Source organism: Cronobacter condimenti 1330 (assembly GCF_001277255.1).
Taxonomy (GTDB): Bacteria; Pseudomonadota; Gammaproteobacteria; order Enterobacterales; family Enterobacteriaceae; genus Cronobacter; species Cronobacter condimenti.
In genome coordinates, this window is sequence record NZ_CP012264.1 from 819,152 (window position 1) to 844,566 (window position 25,415).

At 55.1% G+C, this 25,415-nt stretch carries 19 protein-coding genes; 10 read left to right on the forward strand and 9 right to left on the reverse strand.

Annotated features, from left to right (window positions below):
* Positions 1-55: 55 nt before the first annotated feature.
* Together ampD and ampE are read left to right on the forward strand one after the other, a co-directional pair.
* Entirely contained in the window at positions 56-619 is a 564-nt protein-coding gene (gene ampD, locus AFK62_RS03755) for a 1,6-anhydro-N-acetylmuramyl-L-alanine amidase AmpD (protein WP_007676969.1), read from the forward strand.
* The gene (gene ampE / locus AFK62_RS03760) at positions 616-1,470 is read left to right on the forward strand and encodes a beta-lactamase regulator AmpE (protein ID WP_007676967.1); all 855 of its coding nucleotides are present in this window, start codon (positions 616-618) and stop codon (positions 1,468-1,470) included. Before ampD ends, ampE begins: the two co-directional genes overlap by 4 nt.
* A gap of 16 nt (positions 1,471-1,486) precedes the next feature.
* On the opposite strand, the gene AFK62_RS03765 is transcribed toward ampE, so the two are convergent.
* From AFK62_RS03765 to aroP, 3 genes are all read right to left on the reverse strand, one after another.
* The gene (locus AFK62_RS03765) at positions 1,487-2,440 is read right to left on the reverse strand and encodes a glycoside hydrolase family 43 protein (RefSeq protein ID WP_053531723.1); all 954 of its coding nucleotides are present in this window, start codon (positions 2,438-2,440) and stop codon (positions 1,487-1,489) included.
* A gap of 9 nt (positions 2,441-2,449) precedes the next feature.
* Positions 2,450-3,850, reverse strand: coding sequence for a glycoside-pentoside-hexuronide (GPH):cation symporter (locus AFK62_RS03770; protein ID WP_007676965.1), 1,401 nt, complete (start codon positions 3,848-3,850; stop codon positions 2,450-2,452).
* Between the two features lie 157 nt (positions 3,851-4,007).
* A complete protein-coding gene (gene aroP, locus AFK62_RS03775; protein WP_007676964.1) occupies positions 4,008-5,381 on the reverse strand; it encodes an aromatic amino acid transporter AroP in 1,374 nt (457 codons plus the stop codon).
* A gap of 539 nt (positions 5,382-5,920) precedes the next feature.
* Between aroP and pdhR the strand changes: the two genes are divergently transcribed.
* The 5 genes from pdhR (at position 5,921) to acnB (ending at position 16,008) form a co-directional block, all read left to right on the forward strand.
* Entirely contained in the window at positions 5,921-6,685 is a 765-nt protein-coding gene (gene pdhR, locus AFK62_RS03780) for a pyruvate dehydrogenase complex transcriptional repressor PdhR (protein WP_007676963.1), read from the forward strand.
* Positions 6,686-6,941: 256 nt separating this feature from the next.
* Positions 6,942-9,605, forward strand: a complete 2,664-nt coding sequence (gene aceE / locus AFK62_RS03785) for a pyruvate dehydrogenase (acetyl-transferring), homodimeric type (protein WP_007676962.1) — start codon at positions 6,942-6,944, stop codon at positions 9,603-9,605.
* Between the two features lie 14 nt (positions 9,606-9,619).
* Positions 9,620-11,518, forward strand: a complete 1,899-nt coding sequence (gene aceF / locus AFK62_RS03790; RefSeq protein ID WP_007676961.1) for a pyruvate dehydrogenase complex dihydrolipoyllysine-residue acetyltransferase — start codon at positions 9,620-9,622, stop codon at positions 11,516-11,518.
* Between the two features lie 207 nt (positions 11,519-11,725).
* The gene (lpdA, locus tag AFK62_RS03795; RefSeq protein WP_004388373.1) at positions 11,726-13,150 is read left to right on the forward strand and encodes a dihydrolipoyl dehydrogenase; all 1,425 of its coding nucleotides are present in this window, start codon (positions 11,726-11,728) and stop codon (positions 13,148-13,150) included.
* A 260-nt stretch (positions 13,151-13,410) separates the two neighbouring features.
* Positions 13,411-16,008: a bifunctional aconitate hydratase 2/2-methylisocitrate dehydratase gene (gene acnB, locus AFK62_RS03800; protein WP_085960980.1), complete on the forward strand. Its 2,598-nt coding sequence runs from the start codon at positions 13,411-13,413 to the stop codon at positions 16,006-16,008.
* An 85-nt stretch (positions 16,009-16,093) separates the two neighbouring features.
* On the opposite strand, the gene AFK62_RS03805 is transcribed toward acnB, so the two are convergent.
* A complete protein-coding gene (locus AFK62_RS03805) occupies positions 16,094-16,489 on the reverse strand; it encodes a hypothetical protein (protein WP_369834747.1) in 396 nt (131 codons plus the stop codon).
* Between the two features lie 170 nt (positions 16,490-16,659).
* On the opposite strand from AFK62_RS03805, the gene yacL reads away from it, so the two are divergent.
* Positions 16,660-17,025, forward strand: a complete 366-nt coding sequence (gene yacL / locus AFK62_RS03810; protein WP_007676956.1) for a protein YacL — start codon at positions 16,660-16,662, stop codon at positions 17,023-17,025.
* Between the two features lie 27 nt (positions 17,026-17,052).
* Here the strand turns inward: yacL and speD are convergent, their stop codons facing one another.
* The 3 genes from speD to AFK62_RS03825 all read right to left on the reverse strand — a co-directional run bounded on the left by speD (position 17,053) and on the right by AFK62_RS03825 (position 19,184).
* Entirely contained in the window at positions 17,053-17,847 is a 795-nt protein-coding gene (speD, locus tag AFK62_RS03815; RefSeq protein ID WP_007676954.1) for an adenosylmethionine decarboxylase, read from the reverse strand.
* Between the two features lie 14 nt (positions 17,848-17,861).
* Complete coding sequence (gene speE / locus AFK62_RS03820; protein ID WP_032984667.1) at positions 17,862-18,713, reverse strand: polyamine aminopropyltransferase; 852 nt, start codon at positions 18,711-18,713, stop codon at positions 17,862-17,864.
* A 123-nt stretch (positions 18,714-18,836) separates the two neighbouring features.
* Entirely contained in the window at positions 18,837-19,184 is a 348-nt protein-coding gene (locus AFK62_RS03825) for a YacC family pilotin-like protein (protein ID WP_015386992.1), read from the reverse strand.
* Between the two features lie 669 nt (positions 19,185-19,853).
* Here AFK62_RS03825 and cueO point away from each other — a divergent pair.
* On the forward strand, positions 19,854-21,425 hold the full coding sequence (gene cueO / locus AFK62_RS03830) for a multicopper oxidase CueO (protein ID WP_007676948.1): 1,572 nt from the start codon (positions 19,854-19,856) through the stop codon (positions 21,423-21,425).
* Positions 21,426-21,555: 130 nt separating this feature from the next.
* Here the strand turns inward: cueO and AFK62_RS03835 are convergent, their stop codons facing one another.
* A complete protein-coding gene (locus AFK62_RS03835) occupies positions 21,556-23,952 on the reverse strand; it encodes a glucose/quinate/shikimate family membrane-bound PQQ-dependent dehydrogenase (RefSeq protein ID WP_071884227.1) in 2,397 nt (798 codons plus the stop codon).
* 192 nt (positions 23,953-24,144) lie between these two features.
* Between AFK62_RS03835 and hpt the strand changes: the two genes are divergently transcribed.
* Positions 24,145-24,681, forward strand: coding sequence for a hypoxanthine phosphoribosyltransferase (gene hpt / locus AFK62_RS03840; RefSeq protein WP_007676944.1), 537 nt, complete (start codon positions 24,145-24,147; stop codon positions 24,679-24,681).
* 53 nt (positions 24,682-24,734) lie between these two features.
* Here hpt and can read toward each other — a convergent pair whose 3' ends face one another.
* The gene (gene can / locus AFK62_RS03845; RefSeq protein WP_007676942.1) at positions 24,735-25,397 is read right to left on the reverse strand and encodes a carbonate dehydratase; all 663 of its coding nucleotides are present in this window, start codon (positions 25,395-25,397) and stop codon (positions 24,735-24,737) included.
* Positions 25,398-25,415 lie beyond the last annotated feature (18 nt).

Sequence of the window (25,415 nt, forward strand, 5' to 3'; positions counted from 1 at the left end):
AGTGAAACATGCTACTCTGAAGCGAGTTTTAGTACCACAGAAAGGAGAACTGCGCATGCAGGTGAAAGATGGCTGGCTGGTGGATGCCCGACACGCACCCTCGCCGCATCACGATGATCGGCCCGGGGATGACGCGCCTTCATTACTGGTGGTGCACAATATTAGCCTGCCGCCTGGAGAGTTTGGCGGCCCATGGATCGATGCGCTGTTTGCCGGTACGCTCGATCCACATGCGCATCCGTATTTCGCTGATATTGCTCATCTGCGTGTGTCGGCGCACTGCCTCATTCGTCGCGACGGTGAAATTGTGCAGTATGTGCCTTTTAATAAACGCGCCTGGCATGCTGGCGTATCCTCCTATCAAGGGCGTGAGCGTTGTAACGATTTCTCTGTCGGCATTGAGCTTGAAGGTACCGATACGCAGGCCTACACCGATGCGCAATATCGTCAACTGGCTGGCGTGACGCGTGCATTGTTGGCAATGTATCCGGCAATGAAAGGCCATATGACCGGACACAGCGATATCGCGCCCGAACGCAAAACCGATCCAGGTCCGGCCTTTGACTGGCTGCGCTTTCGTGCGCTGGTGGCTGACCCGTCTGATAAGGAGATGAGATGACGCTTTTTACCCTGCTGCTGGTACTTATCGCTGAACGGCTTTTCAAACTGGGCGAACACTGGCAACTGGATCATCGCCTCGAACCGCTGTTTCGCCGCGTGCGCCGCTTCTCTCTGTTCTACACGCTTGGCATGACGGCGCTCGCCATGCTGGTCGTTTTCTTATGCCTGCAGGCGCTGGAAGGCTGGTTCTTCAATGTCCCGCTACTCGTTTTCTGGATTGTTGTTGGTGTGCTGTGTATTGGCGCAGGCGGCGTACGTCGGCACTATCACGCCTACCTTAAAGCGGCAGGTCAAAATGACGGTCACGCGCGTGAAAATATGGCTTATGAGCTGACGCTTATCCATGGCGTACCGCCAGGTTGCGATGAGCGAGAGTATCTGCGGGAGCTGCAAAACGGTCTGTTGTGGATTAACTATCGTTTTTATCTGGCGCCGATGTTCTGGTTTGTTGTCGGGGGCATGTGGGGCCCGGTCACCCTGACAGGCTATGCATTTTTGCGCGCCTGGCAGAGCTGGGTGGCCCGTCACCATACGCCGCATCAGCGCCTGCTTTCAGGCATTGATGCCGTATTGCATATCCTGGACTGGGTGCCAGTACGTCTGGCGGGTGTGGTGTATGCGCTGGTCGGGCATGGCGAAAAAGCGCTCCCTGCGTGGTTCGCTTCACTGCTTGACCGTTATACCTCACAGTATCAGGTGCTGACGGGTCTTGCGCAGTTTGCGCTGGCGCGCGAATCGCACGTTGATAAAGTTGAAACGCCAAAAGCGGCAGTATCAATGGCGAAAAAGGCGACGCTAGTGATTGTGGTAGTGGTGGCAGTATTAACGATTTACGGCACGCTCATGTGAGCGTGCCGTTGAAGGGTCAGGGGTGGTCGGCGGGTGGAACGCCAAACTGCGGCATGCCGTCGTCATCCCAGGTGACCAGCTTCACGCGGGTATGGCGGTTTGGATCCCACAGCGGATCGCCTTCAATTTCAGTATAGTTACGCGCATGGTAAACCAGCACGTCCTGGCCGTCCGGCGTTGTCGTAAAGCTGTTGTGGCCTGGTCCATACTGACGGTTTTCATAACTGGTCGTGAACACTGGCTGCGGTAATTTATGCCAGTTGCGCGGATCGCGCATATCTGCAGCCTGATCTATCCAGAGCAGCCCCATACAGTAGTTTTCATCTGTTGCGCTGGCCGAGTAAGCGACGAACAGACGCTCGCCATGTTTCACCACCGCCGGACCTTCGTTTACTAAAAAGCCCCGACATTCCCACTCCAGCTCCGGTTTACTCAACATCACAGGATCGCCTTTCAGCGTCCATGGATTTTCCATCTCGCACAAATACAAGTTGGAGTTGCCCGGAATGTCCGGTGCGTGTTGTGCCCACAGATACCAGAGTTTGCCCTGGTGCTCGAAGGTTGTTGCGTCCAGCGAGAAGGTGTCATACGGCGTCTGGATTTGGCCTTTCTCTACCCATGTGCCGGTGAGCGGATCGGCGTCCGGGCACTCCAGCACATACATACGATGCTGGAACATCTTGTCTTTTAATTCACGCGTCGGGGCGGCGGCGAAGTAGATATACCATTTGCCATTAATATGATGCAGTTCCGGCGCCCAGATCAGCTCGCTCATTGGCCCGGTATCTGGCTTACGCCAGACCACGACAGGGGCCGCCTGGCGCAGGGACTCAATGGATGGCGCGCGGCGGATCTCGAGCCTGTCATATTCCGGTACTGAGGCGATAAAGTAGTACTGGCCCTGATGGTGCAAAATAAACGGGTCGGCACGCTGTTCAATCAGCGGATTCGGCCAGGGAGAAGTATTCATCATCGCTCCTTAAGGTTTAACTTCCACAGGTTTAGTCTGCGAGTATTCAGAAAGCTCGCGGTAGTTTTCGCGGCGTTTTTCAAGGTCGCTCTGAATACGCGCCATCAGTTCACGGTCTACTTTCAACAGACGTACGACGCCCGCAGTAATGAGATACCCGACGCCTGGGATCACGGTAAACAACATGACGATGCCGTTAAGCGCGGTATCGCTCTGGGCTTTGGCACCCGCATCGTAGCCATACCAGGAGAGCAGGAAGCCCACCAGTGCGCCGGCGATAGCAAGACCGAGTTTCAGGAAAAAGAGGTTACCGGAGAAGCTGATACCGGTAATGCGCTTGCCGGTTTTCCACTCGCCGTAATCATCAACATCCGCCATCAGCGACCAGTGCAGCGGTGAGGGGATTTGATGCAGAACGTTGAGCAGGAAGTACATCACCACGACGAGCGTTGTAGCGTGCGGGTTCAGGAAGTAGAAACCGGAAGAGAAAATCGCGAGCGCAATGTTGGTCCAGAAGAACACTTTCAGCTTACACCAGCGGTCGGTGAGGACTTTAGCAAGCGTACTGCCAATCATCATGCCGATGACGCCGAGGCTAATAAACAACGTCGCGAAGCTGGTGCTCTGCTGCATGACCCACGTAACGTAATACATGGTCGCCGCCATGCGAATAAAGCCAGGACAGACGTTGCAAATCGTCAGCAGCAGAATGCGCACCCACTGATCGTTTTTCCAGACATCTTTCAGGTCGGCTTTTAAGTCATCGTGGGTCGGTACCGCCGGGCGGATACGCTCACGTACGGTGGCGAAGCTGAACAGGAACATACACATGCCAATCAGGGCCAGAATGGTCATGGCGATTTGATAGCCTTTGGCTTTGTCGCCGCCACCGAAGTAGTCAACCATCGGCAGTAACGTCAGCGAAAGCAGCAGTGTGGCGATACCCACCATCACAAAGCGGTAAGACTGGCAGGCGACGCGCTCTTTCGGGTCGTTTGTGATGACGCTGCCGAGCGAGCAGTAGGGGATATTGATGGCGGTATAGGTGATAGAAAGCAGAAAGTAGGTCACAAAGGCATAGACAACTTTGCTGCTGTAGCTCCAGTCCGGCGTGGTAAACATCAGTACGCTGAATAATGCGTAGGGGAACGCTATCCACAACAGCCATGGACGAAAACGCCCGAAGCGGCTGCGTGTACGGTCGGCAAGCGCGCCCATGATGGGGTCGGTTACCGCATCGATAACGCGGATAGAGAGAAGTAATACGCCGACAAGCGCCGGTGCAAGGCCAAAAATATCGGTATAGAAATAGTTAACAAACAACATGATGGCGCCAAAGATAATATTGCATCCGGCGTCACCCATTCCGTAGCCGATCTTTTCTTTGACAGAGAGTCTACTGTTTTCCATCGACACATCTCCGGTGAATAATATGGACAGAAGTATCATTCGGCTTAAACAAAACTGCGCAGCAGTAATAAGTCACAGAGATGGATAATCGTGTTGTGCAGAAGAATTTGTGAGGAAGGTAACACCCCTCGACCGGCTGGACGAGGGGTTTTATCGCTTAACGGGCGCGTGCCGCTTTCGCTTTTTTCTCTTTGACGAAGTAGCCGATCGCAAGGACGACCAGCCATACCGGGATCAACCAGACGGAAATAGCCATCCCCGGCGTCATCAGCATGATGATCAGCACGGCGGCCATAAACACCAGGCACAGCCAGTTACCTGCCGGGTAGAGCAGTGCCGGGAAGCGCGGCGTGATGCCCTGTTGCTGTTTAGCGCGACGAAAGCGCATATGCGCAAGGCTAATCATCGCCCAGTTGATAACCAGCGCAGAGACCACCAGCGCCATCAGCAGACCGAAGGCTTCCTGCGGTGCCAGGTAGTTGATCAGCACGCACAGGGCAGTAAAAGCCGCGGAAACCAGAATGGTGTTCACCGGTACGCCGCGTTTATCCACTTTTTGCAGTGCCTGCGGCGCGTTGCCCTGTTTGGCGAGGCCGAACAACATGCGGCTGTTGCAATACACACAGCTGTTGTAAACGGAGAGCGCGGCGGTCAGCACCACGATGTTCAGGGCGTTCGCCACAAACGAATCGCCAAGCTCATGGAAAATCAGCACGAACGGGCTGGTGTCTGCGGTAATGCGTGTCCACGGCAACAGCGAGAGCAGTACTGCAAGCGACCCCACATAGAAAATCAGGATGCGATAGATAACCTGATTGGTCGCTTTCGGAATGCTTTTTTCCGGCTCATCGGCTTCTGCTGCCGTAATGCCAACCAGCTCAAGACCGCCGAACGAGAACATGATAATCGCCATCATCATGACCAGCCCGGAAATGCCGTTTGGCAGGAAACCGCCCTGATCCCAGAGATTGCGCACTGTCGCCTGCGGGCCTGCGGTATCGCTGAACAACAGCCAGGCGCCGAACAGGATCATCGCCACTACCGCGATCACTTTAATAATGGCGAACCAGAACTCCATCTCGCCGAATACTTTGACGTTGGTCAGGTTGATGGCGTTGATAACCACAAAGAAGACGGCGGCAGAAGCCCAGGTAGGGATTTCCGGCCACCAGAACTGGACGTATTTACCGACGGCGGTCAACTCAGCCATCGCCACCAGGACATACAGCACCCAGTAGTTCCAGCCCGAGGCGAAACCCGCGAAATTGCCCCAGTATTTATAGGCGAAATGGCTAAACGAGCCTGCAACCGGTTCTTCCACGACCATCTCGCCAAGCTGGCGCATGATCAAAAAGGCAATAAACCCCGCGATAGCGTAACCGAGAATGATCCCCGGCCCTGCGGACTGGATTACGGAGGCGCTGCCCAGAAACAGGCCCGTACCGATAGCACCACCCAGCGCGATGAGCTGAATATGGCGGTTTTTGAGGCCGCGCTTCAGCGTGTCGCCGTGCTCTTGACCTTCCATCATAAAACCTCGTTTGTGGTTGTTTTTTATCCGCAGCGTGTCGCTGCTGTAATGTTGTTATGTCGCTGTGTGTAGTCTTTTCTTTACAGTCAATAAGGATGAAATTTCTTATAACGACTACCGCAGCGCCAAGAATAGTGATAAGCGCTGCCAAATGCACCTGCTTTCTCAGGAGCATCATGCGGAATGAATAAAAAGAAACCATTTGTAAATCGCTGCGGTTATTTCATTGCGGCAGGCGTTAATTCATTTTAAGCGACAATAATGAATAGCTATTCATATTTTAAACGAATGAATCGGTTTAGGTTGCACACCATTGCGTTTCATTAAAGTTAAAACTACCGCTTTTGAGGTAACGAGTTCATTTGCGTGGAGTTACATTTCTGAAACGTTATTTCTTTATGGTTGTTAAAATATGGGAGCTTTACTGATTTCAATCAAAACCAGGATGGACAGAAGGTGAATACTTTGTTACTTTAGCAACACGAACGTTAAATTGGTCATACCAATTGACTCCGGGCGAATGGCAGAGACAGGGAATAATGGCCTACAGCAAAATCCGCCAACCAAAACTTTCCGATGTGATTGAGCAGCAACTGGAGTTTTTGATCCTCGAAGGGACGCTGCGTCCCGGCGAAAAACTGCCTCCTGAACGCGAGCTGGCTAAACAGTTCGACGTTTCCCGACCCTCCCTGCGAGAGGCGATTCAGCGTCTCGAAGCGAAGGGCCTGCTGCTTCGTCGCCAGGGCGGCGGTACTTTTGTCCAGAATACGCTCTGGCAAAGCTTCAGCGACCCGCTGGTGGAACTCCTCTCTGACCATCCCGAATCCCAGTTTGATCTTCTTGAGACGCGTCATGCGCTGGAAGGTATTGCTGCGTATTACGCAGCGCTGCGCAGTACCGACGAAGACAGAACGCGTATTCGCGAATGTCATCAGGCGATTGAACATGCGCAGGAGTCCGGTGACCTGGACGCGGAATCCAACGCCGTCGTGCAGTATCAGATAGCCGTAACAGAAGCTGCGCATAATGTAGTGCTGCTTCATCTGCTACGCTGCATGGAGCCGATGCTCGCGCAAAACGTGCGTCAGAACTTCGAATTGCTCTACGCGCGGCGGGAAATGCTCCCGCTGGTCAGTAGCCATCGTACGCGGATTTATGAAGCGATTATGGCGCGGGAGCCGGAACAGGCGCGGGAAGCTTCACACCGTCACCTGGCGTTCATTGAAGAAATTTTGCTGGACCGCAGTCGTGAACAGAGCCGTCGTGACCGCTCGCTGCGCCGTCTGGAGCAACGTAAGAATTAATATTTTTCCGGCGTAGAGCCGGAAGATTTGTACCAAAAGCGCCATTGAAGCGCGGCAACTAAACCCAGAACCTGTCTTATTGCGCTTTGTTAAGTGCCCGAAGTTCAGGTTGCATCGCGGTGGCAGGCGAGCCAGCCTTTTTACAGGGCAAAGGTGACGTACTACCGGTGAGGCACCGACGCGGTAAGAGCATAGAGTGCAATGGGACAGGTTCCAGATTAATCAACGTATTAGATAGATGATAAGGAATACCCCCATGTCAGAACGTTTACAAAATGACGTGGATCCGATCGAAACTCGCGACTGGCTACAGGCGATCGAATCGGTAATCCGTGAAGAAGGTGTTGAGCGCGCTCAGTATCTGATCGATCAGCTGCTTTCCGAAGCTCGTAAAGGCGGTGTGAAAGTAGCGGCGGGCAGTGCCGCCCGTCAGTACATCAATACCATCCCCGTTGAAGAAGAGCCGGAATACCCGGGTAATCTGGAGCTGGAGCGCCGTATTCGTTCTGCTATCCGCTGGAACGCCATCATGACCGTGCTGCGTGCGTCTAAAAAAGACCTCGAGCTCGGCGGCCACATGGCGTCCTTCCAGTCTTCCGCGACCATCTACGAAGTGTGCTTTAACCACTTCTTTCGTGCGCGCAACGACAAAGACGGCGGCGATCTGGTGTACTTCCAGGGCCACATCTCTCCGGGCGTGTACGCGCGTGCTTTCGTTGAAGGCCGCCTGACCGAAGAGCAGATGAACAATTTCCGTCAGGAAGTTCACGGCAACGGTCTGTCCTCTTACCCGCACCCGAAACTGATGCCGGAATTCTGGCAGTTCCCGACCGTTTCTATGGGCCTTGGCCCGATCGGCGCTATCTACCAGGCGAAGTTCCTGAAATATCTGGAACACCGCGGCCTGAAAGATACCTCTGAGCAGACCGTTTACGCGTTCCTTGGCGACGGTGAGATGGATGAGCCGGAATCTAAAGGCGCCATCACCATCGCAACTCGCGAAAAACTGGACAACCTGGTCTTCGTCATCAACTGCAACCTGCAGCGTCTGGATGGCCCGGTCACCGGTAACGGCAAAATCATCAACGAACTGGAAGGCATCTTCGACGGCGCCGGCTGGAACGTTATTAAAGTGATGTGGGGTTCCCGTTGGGACGAGCTGCTGCGTAAAGACACCAGCGGCAAACTGATTCAGCTGATGAACGAAACCGTTGACGGCGACTATCAGACCTTCAAATCCAAAGACGGCGCATACGTGCGCGAGCACTTCTTCGGTAAATACCCGGAAACCGCAGCCCTGGTGGCAGAATGGTCTGACGATGAGATTTGGGCCCTGAACCGTGGCGGCCACGATCCGAAGAAAATCTACGCAGCCTTCAAAAAAGCCAAAGAAACCAAAGGCAAAGCGACCGTTATCCTTGCTCACACCGTTAAAGGTTACGGCATGGGCGACACCGCTGAAGGTAAAAACATCGCGCACCAGGTGAAGAAAATGAACATGGACGGCGTTCGCTACGTCCGCGATCGCTTCAGCGTGCCGGTGACCGATGAAAATCTGGAAAAACTGCCGTACATCACCTTCCCGGAAGGTTCTGAAGAACACAAATACCTGCACGAACGTCGTCAGGCGCTGCACGGCTACCTGCCGTCTCGTCAGCCGAAATTTAGCGAGAAGCTGGAACTGCCGGCGCTGGAAGATTTCCGCTCTCTGCTGGATGAGCAGAGCAAAGAGATCTCCACTACCATCGCCTTCGTACGTGCCCTGAATGTGATGCTGAAGAACCCGTCCATCAAGGATCGTCTGGTTCCTATCATCGCGGACGAAGCCCGTACCTTCGGTATGGAAGGTCTGTTCCGTCAGATCGGTATCTATAGCCCGAACGGCCAGCAGTACACCCCGCAGGACCGTGAACAGGTTGCTTACTACAAAGAAGACGAGAAAGGCCAGATTCTGCAGGAAGGGATCAACGAGCTGGGCGCAGGGGCTTCCTGGCTTGCGGCGGCGACCTCTTACAGCACCAACAACCTGCCGATGATCCCGTTCTACATCTACTACTCCATGTTCGGGTTCCAGCGTATCGGCGACCTGTGCTGGGCGGCAGGTGACCAGCAGGCGCGTGGCTTCCTGATCGGCGGTACTTCCGGTCGTACCACGCTTAACGGTGAAGGTCTGCAGCACGAAGATGGTCACAGCCACATTCAGTCGCTGACTATCCCGAACTGCATCTCCTACGATCCGGCTTACGCGTATGAAGTCGCTGTCATCATGCATGACGGTCTGCAGCGTATGTACGGTGAAGCGCAGGAGAACGTGTACTACTACATCACGACGCTGAACGAAAACTACCACATGCCGGCAATGCCGGAAGGTGCCGAGGAAGGTATCCGTAAAGGTATCTACAAACTCGACACCCTTGAAGGTAGCAAAGGTAAAGTTCAGCTGCTGGGCTCCGGCTCCATCCTGCGTCACGTTCGTGAAGCGGCAGAGATTCTGGCGAAAGACTACGGCGTGGGCTCCGATGTCTACAGCGTAACGTCCTTCACCGAACTGGCTCGCGACGGCCAGGATTGCGAGCGCTGGAACATGCTGCACCCGATGGAAACCCCGCGCGTGCCGTACATCGCTCAGGTGATGAACGACGCACCGGCAGTAGCATCCACCGACTATATGAAACTGTTCGCCGAGCAGGTTCGTACTTATGTACCGGCTGACGATTATCGCGTACTGGGTACCGACGGCTTTGGCCGTTCTGACAGCCGCGAAAACCTGCGTCACCACTTCGAAGTTGATGCTTCTTACGTGGTCGTTGCAGCGCTGGGCGAACTGGCTAAACGTGGTGAAATCGATAAGAAAGTTGTGGCTGACGCCATCACTAAATTCAATATCGATGCAGAGAAAGTCAACCCGCGTCTGGCATAAGAGGTAAAGAGATAATGGCTATCGAAATCAATGTACCGGACATCGGGGCGGACGAAGTTGAAGTCACCGAGATCCTGGTCAAAGTAGGCGACAAAGTAGAAGCTGAACAGTCGCTGATCACCGTAGAAGGCGATAAAGCCTCTATGGAAGTCCCGTCTCCGCAGGCGGGCGTGGTCAAAGAGATCAAAGTTTCCGTGGGCGACAAAGTCGAAACCGGCAAACTGATCATGATTTTCGATTCCGCCGACGGTGCAGCAGATGCTGCACCTGCAAAGGCAGAAGAGAAGAAAGAAGCAGCACCGGCGCAGTCCGCTGCACCGGCGGCGGCGGCTGCAAAAGAAGTTAACGTACCGGATATCGGCGGCGACGAAGTCGAAGTCACCGAGATCCTGGTGAAAGTCGGCGATAAAGTCGAAGCCGAACAATCTCTTATCACCGTGGAAGGCGACAAAGCCTCTATGGAAGTGCCGGCGCCGTTCGCAGGTACCGTTAAAGAGATCAAAATCAATACCGGCGACAAAGTCTCTACCGGCTCTCTCATCATGGTCTTCGAAGTAGCAGGCGCTGCGCCGGCTGCTGAAGCCAAACCGCAGGTTACCGAGCAGGCGGCTTCCGCACCGGCAGCTGCGGCAGGCGCAAAAGACGTCAACGTGCCGGATATCGGCGGCGATGAAGTCGAAGTGACCGAAGTGCTGGTGAAAGTAGGCGACAAAGTCACCGCTGAACAATCACTTATCACCGTAGAAGGCGATAAAGCTTCTATGGAAGTGCCGGCGCCGTTCGCAGGCACCGTGAAAGAGCTGAAAGTCAACGTGGGCGATAAAGTCTCCACGGGCTCGCTGATTATGGTCTTCGAAGTCGAAGGCGCAGCCCCTGCGGCGGCACCGGCTGCGAAACAGGAAGCGGCTGCACCGGCACCGGCGAAAGCTGAGAAACCGGCAGCGGCACCTGCGAAGGCAGAAGGCAAATCTGAGTTTGCTGAAAACGACGCTTACGTCCACGCCACCCCGCTGATCCGCCGTCTGGCGCGCGAGTTCGGTGTGAACCTGGCGAAAGTGAAGGGCACGGGTCGTAAAGGCCGTATCCTGCGCGAAGACGTTCAGGCTTATGTGAAAGATGCCGTTAAGCGTGCGGAATCCGCACCTGCCGCTGCTACCGGTGGCGGTATCCCGGGCATGCTGCCGTGGCCGAAAGTAGACTTCAGCAAGTTTGGTGAAGTGGAAGAAGTGGAACTGGGCCGCATCCAGAAAATCTCTGGCGCGAACCTGAGCCGTAACTGGGTCATGATCCCGCACGTTACGCACTTCGACAAAACCGATATCACCGATCTGGAAGCGTTCCGTAAACAGCAGAACGCCGAAGCTGAGAAGCGTAAACTGGACGTGAAATTCACTCCGGTTGTCTTCATCATGAAAGCCGTTGCTGCGGCGCTTGAGCAGATGCCACGCTTCAACAGCTCGCTGTCCGAAGATGGCCAGCGTCTGACGCTGAAGAAATACATCAACATCGGTGTTGCGGTTGATACCCCGAACGGCCTGGTGGTTCCGGTCTTTAAAGACGTGAACAAGAAGAGCATTACCGAGCTGTCTCGTGAACTGACCGTGATTTCCAAGAAAGCGCGTGATGGCAAGCTGACCGCTGGCGAAATGCAGGGCGGTTGCTTCACCATCTCCAGCATCGGCGGCCTGGGTACGACCCACTTCGCGCCGATCGTGAACGCGCCGGAAGTGGCCATCCTTGGTGTGTCTAAGTCTGCGATGGAGCCTGTGTGGAATGGTAAAGAGTTCGTGCCGCGTCTGATGCTGCCGATCTCTCTGTCCTTCGACCACCGCGTGATCGACGGTGCTGATGGTGCGCGTTTCATCACCATCATTAACAACACCCTGTCGGACATTCGCCGCCTGGTGATGTAAGCGAAAAAGCCGGCCTGACGGCCGGCTTTTTTCTGGTAATTCCGCCTCACTGTGCGAAATTATCCGATGCCAAAAGGATTCGTTTGCCGTTTGTTGTTTCAAAATTGTTAACAGTTTTGTAAAATGCGAGCGGATAGAACGTCCCGGTGGATGATGGGCGTTAAAACATAAGCGTCAGACCCGCCGGAAAATTACAAAGAGGTCATGATGAGTACTGAAATCAAAACTCAGGTCGTGGTACTTGGGGCAGGCCCGGCAGGTTACTCTGCAGCCTTCCGTTGCGCTGACTTAGGTCTGGAAACCGTAATCGTCGAGCGTTACAGCACCCTTGGCGGTGTTTGCCTGAACGTAGGCTGTATCCCTTCTAAAGCTCTGCTGCACGTTGCGAAAGTCATCGAAGAAGCGAAAGCGTTGGCCGAGCACGGTATCGTTTTTGGCGAGCCGAAAACTGACATCGATAAAATCCGTACCTGGAAAGAAAAAGTCATCAATCAGCTGACCGGCGGTCTGTCTGGTATGGCTAAAGGCCGTAAAGTGAAAGTGGTGAACGGCCTGGGTAAATTCACCGGTGCGAACACTCTGGAAGTGGAAGGCGAGAACGGCAAAACCGTTATCAACTTCGACAACGCTATCATCGCGGCGGGTTCCCGTCCGATTCAGCTGCCGTTTATTCCGCATGAAGATCCGCGCGTATGGGATTCCACCGACGCTCTGGAACTCAAAGAAGTGCCGAAACGCATGCTGGTTATGGGCGGCGGTATCATCGGTCTGGAGATGGGTACCGTTTACCATGCGCTGGGTTCAGAGATTGACGTGGTTGAGATGTTCGACCAGGTTATCCCGGCTGCCGACAAAGACGTGGTGAAAGTCTTCACCAAGCGCATCAGCAAGAAATTCAACCTGATGCTGGAAACCAAAGTTACTGCCGTTGAAGCGAAAGAAGACGGTATCTACGTTTCCATGGAAGGCAAAAAAGCGCCTGCTGAAGCGCAGCGTTATGACGCCGTGCTGGTCGCTATCGGCCGTGTGCCGAACGGCAAAAACCTCGATGCCGGTAAAGCGGGCGTTGAAGTGGACGACCGTGGCTTTATCCGCGTTGACAAGCAAATGCGCACCAACGTGCCGCACATCTACGCTATCGGCGATATCGTCGGTCAGCCGATGCTGGCGCACAAAGGCGTACACGAAGGCCACGTTGCCGCTGAAGTTATCGCCGGCATGAAGCACTACTTTGATCCGAAAGTGATCCCGTCCATTGCTTACACCGAGCCGGAAGTTGCATGGGTGGGTCTGACCGAGAAAGAAGCGAAAGAGAAAGGCATCAGCTATGAAACTGCCACCTTCCCGTGGGCAGCGTCTGGCCGTGCTATCGCCTCTGACTGCGCAGACGGTATGACCAAACTGATTTTCGACAAAGAAACCCACCGTGTTATCGGCGGCGCGATTGTCGGCACCAATGGCGGCGAGCTGCTGGGTGAAATCGGTCTGGCTATCGAGATGGGTTGTGACGCAGAAGACATCGCACTCACCATCCACGCGCACCCGACCCTGCACGAGTCTGTAGGTCTGGCGGCTGAAGTCTTCGAAGGCAGCATCACCGATCTGCCGAACCCGAAAGCGAAGAAGAAGTAATCTTCTGCCTTTCTGATTAAACGCCTCTTCGGAGGCGTTTTTTTATGCCCACAAGCACACTTTCAAAACGCGTTCTGCGTAGCTTAACGATTCAGCAAAGATTTAATGTTGCTTTTTTGTAAACAGATTAACACTTCACCAAATTCCTGCTATTCTCCCCGTCGCGGATCCGGGCATTTACCCTACAAACTGCTGTCTCACAGGAGCGTGAAGAGAGAAGCCTGGCTCCCACTATGACAATGAGAGCGAGGAGAACCGTCGTGCTAGAAGAATACCGTAAGCACGTAGCTGAGCGTGCCGCCGAGGGGATTGTAGCCAAACCCTTAGATGCAACCCAAATGGCCGCACTCGTCGAGCTGCTGAAGAACCCGCCTGCGGGTGAAGAAGAGTTTCTGTTAGACCTGCTGACCAATCGTGTACCCCCAGGCGTTGATGAAGCCGCCTATGTTAAAGCAGGTTTCCTTGCCGCTGTCGCCAAAGGTGAAGCATCCTCTCCGCTGGTAACCCCTGAAAAAGCCGTTGAACTGCTGGGCACCATGCAGGGCGGTTACAACATTCATCCGCTGATTGAAGCGCTGGATAACGACACGCTGGCGCCGATTGCCGCCAAAGCACTGTCCCATACGCTGCTGATGTTCGATAACTTCTACGACGTAGAAGAAAAAGCAAAAGCGGGCAACGCGTATGCGAAGCAGATCATGCAATCCTGGGCAGACGCCGAATGGTTCCTGTCACGCCCGGCGCTGGCAGATAAAATCACCGTCACCGTCTTCAAAGTAACGGGCGAAACCAACACCGACGATCTCTCTCCGGCGCCGGACGCCTGGTCGCGCCCGGATATCCCGCTGCATGCGCTGGCGATGCTGAAAAACGCCCGTGAAGGCATTGAGCCGGATCAGCCAGGCAGCGTAGGTCCAATTAAACAGATCGAAGCCCTGCAACAGAAAGGCTTCCCGCTGGCCTATGTCGGCGACGTGGTCGGTACCGGCTCATCGCGTAAATCCGCCACCAACTCGGTGCTGTGGTTTATGGGCGACGACATTCCGCATGTGCCGAACAAGCGCGGCGGCGGTGTGGTGCTGGGCGGCAAAATTGCGCCTATCTTCTTCAACACGATGGAAGATGCGGGCGCGTTGCCGATTGAAGTGGACGTTTCCAACCTGAATATGGGCGATGTCATCGACATCTACCCGTTCAAAGGCGAAGTGCGCCACCACGAAACCGGCGAGCTGCTGGCAAGTTTTGAACTGAAAACCGACGTGCTGATTGACGAAGTGCGCGCGGGCGGCCGTATCCCGCTGATTATCGGTCGCGGTCTTACCACCAAAGCGCGCGAAGCGCTGGGCCTGCCGCACAGCGAGGTGTTCCGTCACGCTAAAGATGTCGCGGAAAGCAATCGTGGTTACTCGCTGGCGCAGAAAATGGTAGGTCGCGCGTGCGGCGTTGCCGGTATCCGTCCGGGCGCGTACTGCGAGCCGAAAATGACGTCGGTAGGTTCACAGGACACCACCGGCCCGATGACCCGCGATGAGCTGAAAGACCTGGCGTGCCTCGGCTTCTCCGCAGACCTGGTGATGCAGTCTTTCTGCCACACTGCGGCGTATCCGAAGCCGGTTGACGTCACCACGCACCACACGTTGCCAGACTTCATTATGAACCGCGGCGGCGTCTCTCTGCGTCCGGGTGATGGCGTTATCCACTCGTGGCTGAACCGCATGCTGCTGCCGGACACCGTTGGCACCGGCGGCGACTCCCACACCCGCTTCCCGATCGGTATTTCTTTCCCGGCGGGCTCTGGCCTTGTGGCGTTTGCCGCCGCGACCGGCGTGATGCCGCTCGATATGCCGGAATCAGTGCTGGTGCGCTTTAAGGGCCAGATGCAGCCGGGTATTACGCTTCGTGACCTTGTGCATGCGATCCCTTATTACGCTATCCAGCAAGGTCTTCTGACCGTAGAGAAGAAGGGCAAGAAAAACATCTTCTCTGGCCGTATCCTGGAGATCGAAGGTCTGCCGGAGCTGAAAGTCGAGCAGGCATTTGAGCTGACCGATGCCTCTGCCGAGCGTTCTGCGGCGGGTTGCACCATCAAGCTCAACAAAGAGCCGATCATTGAGTATCTCAACTCCAACATCGTGCTGCTGAAGTGGATGATTGCCGAAGGCTACGGCGATCGCCGTACGCTGGAGCGTCGTATTCAGGGGATGGAGAAGTGGCTTGCCGATCCTCAACTGCTGGAAGCAGATGCCGATGCGGAATACGCGGCGGTGATCGATATCGATCTGAACGAGATCAAAGAGCCGATTCTCTGCGCGCCGAACGATCCGGACGACGCGCGTCTGCTCTCTGCCGTGACCGGCGATAAGATTGACGAAGTGTTTATCGGCTCGTGCATGACCAATATCGGTCACTTCCGTGCGGCGGGTAAACTGCTGGATACCCATAAAGGCCAGCTGCCGACCCGCCTGTGGGTTGCGCCGCCGACCCGTATGGATGCCGCGCAGCTCACAGAAGAAGGCTACTACAGCGTCTTTGGTAAGAGCGGCGCGCGTATTGAGATCCCGGGCTGCTCGCTGTGCATGGGGAACCAGGCGCGCGTGGCGGACGGCGCGACGGTGGTGTCCACCTCGACCCGTAACTTCCCGAACCGTCTTGGTACCGGTGCGAACGTCTATCTGGCCTCAGCCGAACTCGCCGCCGTTGCGGCGCTGATTGGCCGCCTGCCGACGCCGGACGAGTATCAGCAGTTCATGTCTCAGGTGGATAAAACCGCTGTGGATACGTACCGTTATCTGAACTTCGACCAGCTGAATCAGTACACTGAGAAAGCGGACGGCGTGATTTTCCAGACTGCGGTATAACAAAAGCCTGCCCGGCGTGATTCGCGCCGGGCCAGCCAGTAAAAAGGGAAGCCAATGGCTTCCCTTTTTTAATGCGCCACACCGTTCACGATGCCGCTTTACCGTCGTAGCGGGGCAGGCTCACTACCGGATACGTAAACTCGCCTTCAACCTGGCAGCGCTCCGGTTTTTGCTTACCGGCGTCAAACAACACATAGCGCTCTTTTTCCGGGAAGTAGATCAGATCGTCGCCGTTACGAAATGAAATCGTCTCATACGGCACGCCACTTTCGGTTTTGCTCTTCTCAATGCCGGAGGCTATCTGGAAATGGTTTTCCCACTTCATGGTTGAGAGACGGTATTTAAAGAACGAGACCAGCACGTTGCCGCGGTTGACGCAATCCAGACGCACCGCCTCGCCGGCACAGGCATACGAGAGCGGCAGCGCCGCGGTGGCAAGCAGCAGCGCATGGTGTAGAGAAAATTTCACAGGCAACCCCATCACAACAATCCTTAAGATAAACCAAGAGTAACACAGCTGGCACAACGGCTCGTCTACGAGGGTGTTTCAGTTTCGTCGATGGCGGCGCTTTTCTTTCCGTTTCATGCTGCGATAATAACAAGAGATAAACAAAGCAGCGGCCAGGCGGCGCCGGGCCAGAGGAAAACACCATGGATTATGAATTTTTGCGCGACATCACCGGCGTGGTGAAAGTCCGCCTCTCAATGGGCCACGAAGCGCTCGGCTACTGGTTCAATGAAGAGGTAAAAGGCAATCTGGCGCTGCTGGATGAAGTCGAGGCGGCGGCCCGCGATGTGAAAGGCAGCGAGCGACAATGGCAGAAAACCGGCCATGAATATACGCTGTGGCTGGATGGCGAAGAAGTCATGGTGCGCGCCAATCAGCTGGAGTTTTCCGGCGACGAAATGGAAGAGGGGATGAGTTACTACGATGAAGAGAGCCTGTCGCTGTGTGGCGTCGAAGATTTTCTTCAGGTGGTGAAGGCGTACCGCGACTTTCTGGCGCAGTACGGATAACGCGGCGCGTCCCTGCGCCGCACGCGGTTATACGGACGGGATATTGCGTCCGTAATAGATTTCGCGCATTTCTTTCCAGAGCAGGTCGGTAATCACCTTGCGCTCTTCTTCCGTTAACTCTTCCGGTCGGGTGTGGAACATGTAGTGCTTAAGGTCGAACTCCTTAAGCAGCATCTTGGTATGGAAGATGTTTTCCTGATAAACGTTCACGTCCATCATGTCATACAGCGATTTTATGTCGACGGACATAAAGTTCTGTATCGAGTTAATCTCATGGTCGATAAAGTGTTTCATGCCATTCACGTCACGGGTGAAACCGCGCACGCGATAGTCAATGGTCACGATATCGGACTCAAGCTGGTGGATTAAATAATTTAGTGCCTTCAGAGGCGAAATAACGCCGCAGGTGGACACTTCAATATCGGCGCGGAAGGTGCACAGGCCGCCTTCAGGGTGGCTTTCCGGATAGGTATGCACGCAAATATGGCTCTTGTCGAGATGCGCGACCACGGTTTCCGGCAATGGGCCAGGGTGCTCGGTTTTGTCGATAAGTTGCGGGTCGACCGGCTCTTCACTCACCAGAATCGTGACGCTGGCACCCTGTGGTTCATAATCCTGACGTGCGATATTCAGAATATTGGCGCCGATAATCGAGCAGGTCTCCGTCAGGATTTCGGTCAGACGGTTGGCGTTATAGAGTTCGTCGATATAGGCGATATAACCATCGCGCTCTTCCGCCGTTTTGGCGTAGCAAATATCGTAAATACAAAAACTCAGGCTTTTAGTCAGGTTGTTAAAGCCATGCAGTTTCAGCTTTTTCAATTTTTATCACCTCCTTAGGATGCCTGAGACGCCAGGGCATCTTGCAAATATTGCGGCAGAGCGAAGGCTGCCGTATGAATGGCCGAATTGTAATAACGGCACTTCAGCCCGGCGGCGTGAAAGCGCGCCTGTAGCGTTTCAAGTGGAAGTTTACGCAGCGCCTCGTTATCGGTTGCCCAGGCAAACGTCATAATGCCGCCGTAGTAAGTCGGAATTGCCGCCTGATAGAAGCTGACGTCGCTAAAATAATGGCTGAGCTTTTTATGGCTGCCGATGGCTTCATCTTGTTGCAGGAAGCAGACACCATTCTGTGCGACAAAAATCCCGCCCTGGTTCAGGCAACGCTTGCACCCTTCATAAAATGCTGAGGTGAACAGACTCTCGCCCGGACCGATAGGATCGGTACAGTCGGAGATAATCACGTCGAATTTCTGGGTGGTCTGGTTGACAAAATTCACGCCGTCATCAATCACCAGCGTAAAGCGCGGATCGTCATAGCTGCCGGCGTTGTGGTTGGGCAGATGCTCGCGGCAAAACGCCACCACGCCCGCGTCGATTTCCACCATCGTGATGGATTCCACGTTCTGATGCCGTGTGACTTCACGCAGCATCGCGCCGTCGCCGCCGCCGATAATCAACACGCGCTTCGCGTGGCCGTGGGCCAGCAATGGGACGTGCGTCATCATCTCGTGGTAGATAAACTCGTCGCGTTCGGTGGTTTGCACCACGCCATCAAGTGCCATCACCCGGCCAAAGGCGGCGTTCTCGAAAATAATCAGATCCTGATGATCGGTCTTTTCGCGATAGAGCACTTTGTCGAGGGCAAAGTATTGACCAAACTGATCGTGCAGCGTTTCGTGCCACATAGGATTCTCGGTCACTGGCTGATACCTCCTTCGTTAACAACCCTTAAAAACGGGCGCAACATCATAGCTAACTATGACCGTGGATGCACGGTCACGATTTCACCAAAGGGGCAGAGGAAGGGATTACTTGACGTAGGCAAGCAGGCTTAACGAGTCGCGCGCCAGCGCTTTGCACTTTTTAGCGGTAGGGATAGCGATGCCGCTCAGGTCGCGATAACTGTCCTCGCCGAGCGCCTTCATATTAAAGCTGTCGTAATTGCTTAAATCCCACTGATTTTGCTGGGCAAAAAAGACCAGCGCGCGGCGGATCTGCCCATTTGGCAGGTTCTGGTAGCCGCAATCATTTTTCAGAAAGACAAATACCGCCGTCAGATCGGCCATGTCTTCCGCCTCTGATTCACTCAGCGCAAAACTGTTAGTGGAAAAGGCCAACAGACAGCCCAGAAACATTAGCCTGACTACTTTTCTCATCACGTCTACCACTCGCCAACCGATACCAAACGATAGCACACTTCACCAAACGGCGACGAGGTTATTTCCCGTGTTTTCTGAAGGCAGATGCCCGTACCACAGGGCTTGTCGCCTGTTTCTGGCCCGCCGGTAAAACAGCGAAACACCCATCATTCGGTACATCACCCACGCGCGATTTGAGAAAGTAAATTGCACACGGCAAGCGAAGGCGAACGCAGCGTGCGCCCTTTTCTTATATTCACTGAAACCCTTTTTTCTTCGTGCGCGTTAACTTATTGATTTTACGAAGCACGTTACGTGCGCTGAAAAAAAGGTGTGATGAAAGGAAAACGGATTATTTGTATTTAATACAATTGATTAGGTAATATTCGGGCTTGTTCACTGCCGTACAGGCAGCTTAGAAAGCGAGGCGATACGAATCGGTCGCGCAAAAGGTGTTCACTGCCGCGCAGGCAGCTTAGAAAAACGACGTGCGGCTGATGCGCACGCTTGACGGGTTCACTGCCGCGCAGGCAGCTTAGAAAGCGGAAATGGGGAGGGTGAGCGTTGGCCGGTCGTTCACTGCCGCGCAGGCAGCCACAAACCGTATTACTGCTCCGCCAGACTTGACCTTCCCGCAAGGGGAGGGTTTAAGCTCAACGGATGCCCGTTGACGATAAGGACTGGAAGATGCAACGCCGAGATTTTATTAAGTACACCGCTGCGCTGGGCGCGTTAAGCGCGCTGCCCACATGGAGCCGGGGCGCGTTTGCTGCCGAACAACCCGCGCTGCCGATCCCTGCGCTGCTAACGCCCGATGCCCGCAGCCGCATTCAACTCACCGCGACAGCGGGGAAAACCGCATTTGCCGGGAAAAATGTCACGACCTGGGGGTATAACGGCTCGCTGCTGGGGCCTGCGATTAAGCTGCGCCAGGGGAAACCAGTAACGGTCGATATCCGCAATACGCTCGGGGAAGAAACCACGGTGCACTGGCATGGGCTGGAAGTGCCGGGCGAGGTAGATGGCGGTCCGCAGGGCGTTATTTCGCCTGGGCAAACCCGGAGTGTGAGCTTTACGCCGGAACAGCGCGCCGCGACCTGCTGGTTTCATCCGCATCAGCACGGTAAAACCGGTCACCAGGTGGCGATGGGGCTGGCGGGATTGTTGCTTATCGAAGATACCGAAAGCCTGCAACTGATGCTGCCCAAAATCTGGGGTGTCGATGATGTGCCGCTTATTATTCAGGATAAAAAGTTCACCGCAGCGGGTGAGGTCGATTATCAACTGGATGTCATGACCGCCGCCGTCGGCTGGTTTGGCGATACCTTGCTGTGCAACGGCGCAGTTTATCCGCGTCACACGCCGCCAAAAGGCTGGCTGCGTCTGCGTCTGCTGAACGGCTGTAACGCGCGCACGCTGAAAATCGCGGCAAGCGACAACCGCCCGCTGTATGTGATAGCCAGCGACGGTGGGTTGCTGGCGGAGCCGGTGAAAGTGACCGAGCTGCCGATGCTGATGGGCGAGCGTTTTGAAGTGCTGGTGGAAACCAGTGACGCAAAACCTTTCGATATCGTAACGTTGCCGGTGACCCAGATGGGCATGACGGTCGCGCCGTTCGACAAACCACAGCCGGTGGTACGCATTCAGCCTGTTGTAGTGCCTGCTTCAGGGATGCTACCGGATAAACTGGTTGAGGTGTCGGCGCTGCCTGCGCTTGATGGTCTTCAGGAACGCTGGCTACAGCTCATGATGGACCCTATGCTCGACATGATGGGAATGCAGGCGTTGACGAAGCGTTACGGCAAGCAGGCGCTGGCGGGGAACCCACACGGGCAGATGATGAGCCAGATGGAACATATGGGCCACGGTAAAATGTCGCAGGGCGGTATGGGCCACGGCGGCAACGGGTTTGATTTCCATAACGCCAATAAAATTAACGGCAAGGCGTTTGATATGAACGCGCCAGCGTTTGCGGCGTCGCTCGGTAAGTATGAGCGATGGACTGTCTCTGGCGAGGGCGACATGATGCTTCACCCGTTTCATATCCACGGCGCGCAGTTCCGTATTCTCACCGAAAATGGCAAACCGCCCGCTGCGCACCGCGCTGGATGGAAAGATACCGTATGGGTCGAAGGCGCGCGCAGTGAGGTGGTAGTGCGCTTTGATTACGCGGCGTCAGCGGAGCATGCGTATATGGCGCATTGCCATCTGTTAGAGCATGAAGATACCGGGATGATGCTCGGGTTTACGGTGGCGTAGCGGGATGCGTTGAGGGGGCGGGTGGCGCTGCGCTTACCCGCGCTGCAACCGCACTTCGCCTTTTGCCACTTCCACAAATAGCGCCCATAAAAAAGCCCCTCATGGAGGGGCTTTGTTTTATCTGACGATTTTACTTCGCGTCATCCGGCAGAGCGTAGGCGACGATGTAATCGCCCATCTTCGTGCCGAACGAGCCGTGGCCGCCTGCGGAGAGCACGACATACTGCTTGCCGTTCACTTCATAGGTCATCGGCGTCGCCTGGCCGCCAGCCGGCAGGCGGGCTTCCCACAGCTTCTCGCCGTTGGTCACGTTGTACGCGCGCAGATAGTTATCTGCGGTCGCGCCGATGAACAGCACGTTACCGCCAGTGGTGATCGGACCGCCCAACATCGGCATACCCATGTTAAACGGAACCGGGAACGGCATCGGGAACGGCATGCTGTCGCGTGGCGTACCGATACGTTTTTTCCACACCACTTCGTTGGTCTTCAGATCCAGCGCGGAGATATAACCCCATGCCGGCTGCTTACACGGCAGACCAAACGGAGAGAGGAACGGGTTCAGGGTGACGCCGAACGGCACGCCGTACTGCGGCTGGATACCGGATTCACTGCCGGTGCCCTGCGCGTCTTTCGGCTGCTCCATCGGGTTACCCGGACCACGCGGGATAAGTTTGGAGACGAACGGCAGCGCCATCGGGTTAGCAATGGCTACCTGACGGTGCGGGTCAACGGCCAGGCCGCCCCATTCAAACATTCCAAGGTTACCCGGGAATACCAGCGTGCCCTGCTCAGACGGCGGCGTGAAGATGCCTTCATAACGCAGGCTGTGGAACATCACGCGGCAGACCAGCTGGTCATACATCGTGGCGCCCCACATATCCGCGCCGCTCAGGTCTTTCTTCGGACGGAAAGAGAGATCAGAGAACGGCTGCGTCGGCGTCACGTAGTCGCCTTTCGCGGCACCCTGCGGAACTGGTTTTTCCGGTGCCGGAACCACCAGCTTGCCGTTACGGCGGTCCAGCACGAAGATGTTGCCGGTTTTCGCTGGCGCGTAGATGACCGGAACGGTTTCGCCTTTCACGGTAATGTCGGCCAGGGTCGGCTGCGCCGGGAGGTCCATATCCCACAGGTCGTGGTGAACGGTCTGATAAGACCATACCAGCTTACCGGTCGAGGCATTCAGCGCGACGATAGCACTTGCATAACGCTCCTGCTCCGGTGTGCGGTTGCCGCCCCAGATATCCGGGGTGGTTACGCCCATCGGCAGGTAAACTATGTCGAGTTTCGCATCATAAGACGCTGGTGCCCAGGAGTTCGGGGAGTTCAGCGAGAAGTGATGCTCGTCCGCCGGGATGGCGTTAGGATCTTTCGCGCCCGGGTCGAAGGCCCACAGCAGTTTACCGGTGTTGATATCAAAACCACGGATGACGCCAGACGGCTCACGGGTGGAGAAGTTATCCGTCACCGCGCCTGCTATAACAATCACTTTATCGGTAACGATGGGCGGTGAAGTCGGCTCATACATGCCCGGCGTCGTCACCGGCATGTTGGTCTGCAGGTTCAGGATGCCTTTATTAGCGAAGCTTTCACACAGCTTGCCGTTATCGGCATTCACTGCAAACAGACGACCGTCGTTCACCGGCAGGATAATACGACGCGGGCAATCCGCGACAACGTCCGGGCTGGCGTTCGCCGTGGTCGCTTCGTGATAAGACACGCCGCGGCACGTGACGTGCTGGAACGTCGGGTTCGTATTTAACTGCGGATCGAAGTGCCATTTCTCTTTACCGGTCGCGGCATCAACAGCGAAAAGACGCTGGTGCGCGGTGCAAAGGAAAAGGGTGTCACCGACTTTAATCGGCGTTACTTCGTTAGTGATTTCACCCGGATCGTTCGGCAGCTTCAGGTCGCCTGTGCGGAACACCCAGGCTTCTTTCAGCTGATGAACGTTATCGGTGTTGATCTGCTTGAGCGGCGAGTAACGCTGGCCTTCCTGGTTGCGGCCATAAGCCGGCCAGTCGCCGTCAGGGATGTCCTGGCTACCGTTCACCGCGGCAGGCGTGCTGTCGGCGCTCAGGGTGCCATTCACTTCCTGTGGATCATTAAAGCCTGCCCAGAACAGCAGCCCGGCGGTGATGATCAACGAAACCAGCAGTGCCGGTACGCCTGCGCGCGACGGTGTGTGGAGGCGACGCCAGACGAAAGGCAAGATAAGCCATACGCCGAAGAACACCAGAATGTCGCAACGCGGCGTCAGCGCCCAGAAGTCGAATCCGACTTCCCAGATGCCCCACGCCATCGTACCTAACAAGATTATCGCGTAGAGCCACAGTGCTGCGGCGTTACGTTTCCACAGTAACCATGCTGTCGCCAGCATACCTACCCCGGCGATGGGGTAATACCAGGAACCACCAATTGATACCAGCCATATACCACCAACCAATAAATACAGCCCTGATAATGCTGCGAACAGGGCTGTGAGAATCACGAGAAGTCGTGATTGTGTCTTTTTTGTTTCTGCCATAACCACACTCTTAATTTTTAAGTAGCAAGTTATTATAGTTGTTAACATATGTGATCTTAATCACAAAAAGAGCTTTTCGCACTTTTCTGCCGGCAGGGCGTTTTGCTGGTATACTGCCCCGCTTATCTATCGTTACCGGCAGCAGCCGCAGCGGGTATCGGTGATTTATTTTTAAATCAAACGGTTAGCGATATGAAACATACGGTTGAAGTAATGATTTCCGAGGCGGAAATCAAGGCGCGCGTAGAAGAACTGGGTCGTCAGATTACTGAGCGCTATCAGGACAGCGGCAGCGAAATGGTGCTGGTGGGGCTGCTGCGCGGCTCATTTATGTTCATGGCGGACCTGTGCCGTCAGGTGCATGTGGCGCATGAAGTTGATTTTATGACCGCCTCCAGCTACGGCAGCGGCATGTCCTCCACGCGCGATGTCAAAATCCTCAAAGACCTGGATGAAGATATTCGCGGTAAGGATGTGCTGATCGTTGAAGACATTATCGATTCTGGCAATACGCTCTCCAAAGTGCGCGAGATCCTGAGCCTGCGTGAGCCGAAATCGCTCGCTATCTGTACGCTTCTGGATAAACCGTCACGCCGTGAAGTGAACGTGGACGTGGAGTTTGTTGGCTTCTCTATCCCGGACAAATTCGTGGTGGGCTACGGCATCGATTATGCCCAGCGCTATCGCCATCTGCCTTATATCGGCAACGTGGTGATGCTGGACGAGTAAATCCAGCGCACAAAAAAGGGGCCAACGGCCCCTTTTTTATTTCTCGAACGCCCTTATTTATGGCTGGCGTGCGTTTTCTGGATGTTGCATACGCCGTTGCGGTAGCGCTGCTCCAGCGTTTCGCGGCTGGTCGCGGTCACGTCCAGGTCACGCAGGCGACCGTCGTGGATGCCGTAAGCCCAGCCGTGGATGGTCACTTTCTGACCGCGTTTCCAGGCAGACTGCATGATGGTGGAATGGCCGAGGTTATAAACCTGCTCCATCACGTTCAGCTCGCACAGCGTGTCGAGGCGCTTCTCCTGCGGCAGTTCGCCCAGCAGAGAGCTATGTTTAAACCAGATGTCGCGGATATGCAGCAGCCAGTTGTTGATAAGGCCAAGCTCCGGGTTTTCCACCGCCGCCTGTACACCGCCGCAGCCGTAGTGACCGCAGATGATGATATGTTCCACTTCCAGCACGTCGACGGCGTACTGCACTACGGAGAGGCAGTTGAGGTCGGTGTGGATGACGAGGTTCGCCACGTTGCGGTGGACGAAAATCTCGCCCGGCTCAAGGCCAGTAAGGCGTTCAGCCGGTACGCGGCTGTCGGAACAACCAATCCACAGGAAGCGCGGTTTCTGCGCCTGTGCCAGACGTTCAAAAAAGCCAGGGTCTTCTTCCACCAGCATTTTTGACCAGAGTTCGTTATTACTAATAAGTGTGCTGATATCTTTCATAGAGGTTAACAACCTGTA

Bases quoted from the DNA above. Each gene is read 5' to 3' on its own strand.
- cueO (WP_007676948.1), top strand. From the start codon at position 19,854: ATGCAACGCCGAGATTTTATTAAGTACACCGCTGCGCTGGGCGCGTTA.
- can (WP_007676942.1), bottom strand. From the start codon at position 25,397: ATGAAAGATATCAGCACACTTATTAGTAATAACGAACTCTGGTCAAAA.
- ampD (WP_007676969.1), top strand. From the start codon at position 56: ATGCAGGTGAAAGATGGCTGGCTGGTGGATGCCCGACACGCACCCTCG.
- speE (WP_032984667.1), bottom strand. From the start codon at position 18,713: ATGTGGCACGAAACGCTGCACGATCAGTTTGGTCAATACTTTGCCCTC.
- aroP (WP_007676964.1), bottom strand. From the start codon at position 5,381: ATGATGGAAGGTCAAGAGCACGGCGACACGCTGAAGCGCGGCCTCAAA.
- aceF (WP_007676961.1), top strand. From the start codon at position 9,620: ATGGCTATCGAAATCAATGTACCGGACATCGGGGCGGACGAAGTTGAA.
- yacL (WP_007676956.1), top strand. From the start codon at position 16,660: ATGGATTATGAATTTTTGCGCGACATCACCGGCGTGGTGAAAGTCCGC.
- AFK62_RS03825 (WP_015386992.1), bottom strand. From the start codon at position 19,184: ATGAGAAAAGTAGTCAGGCTAATGTTTCTGGGCTGTCTGTTGGCCTTT.
- AFK62_RS03835 (WP_071884227.1), bottom strand. From the start codon at position 23,952: ATGGCAGAAACAAAAAAGACACAATCACGACTTCTCGTGATTCTCACA.
- AFK62_RS03805 (WP_369834747.1), bottom strand. From the start codon at position 16,489: ATGGGGTTGCCTGTGAAATTTTCTCTACACCATGCGCTGCTGCTTGCC.
- AFK62_RS03770 (WP_007676965.1), bottom strand. From the start codon at position 3,850: ATGGAAAACAGTAGACTCTCTGTCAAAGAAAAGATCGGCTACGGAATG.
- pdhR (WP_007676963.1), top strand. From the start codon at position 5,921: ATGGCCTACAGCAAAATCCGCCAACCAAAACTTTCCGATGTGATTGAG.
- hpt (WP_007676944.1), top strand. From the start codon at position 24,145: ATGAAACATACGGTTGAAGTAATGATTTCCGAGGCGGAAATCAAGGCG.
- lpdA (WP_004388373.1), top strand. From the start codon at position 11,726: ATGAGTACTGAAATCAAAACTCAGGTCGTGGTACTTGGGGCAGGCCCG.
- aceE (WP_007676962.1), top strand. From the start codon at position 6,942: ATGTCAGAACGTTTACAAAATGACGTGGATCCGATCGAAACTCGCGAC.
- AFK62_RS03765 (WP_053531723.1), bottom strand. From the start codon at position 2,440: ATGAATACTTCTCCCTGGCCGAATCCGCTGATTGAACAGCGTGCCGAC.
- ampE (WP_007676967.1), top strand. From the start codon at position 616: ATGACGCTTTTTACCCTGCTGCTGGTACTTATCGCTGAACGGCTTTTC.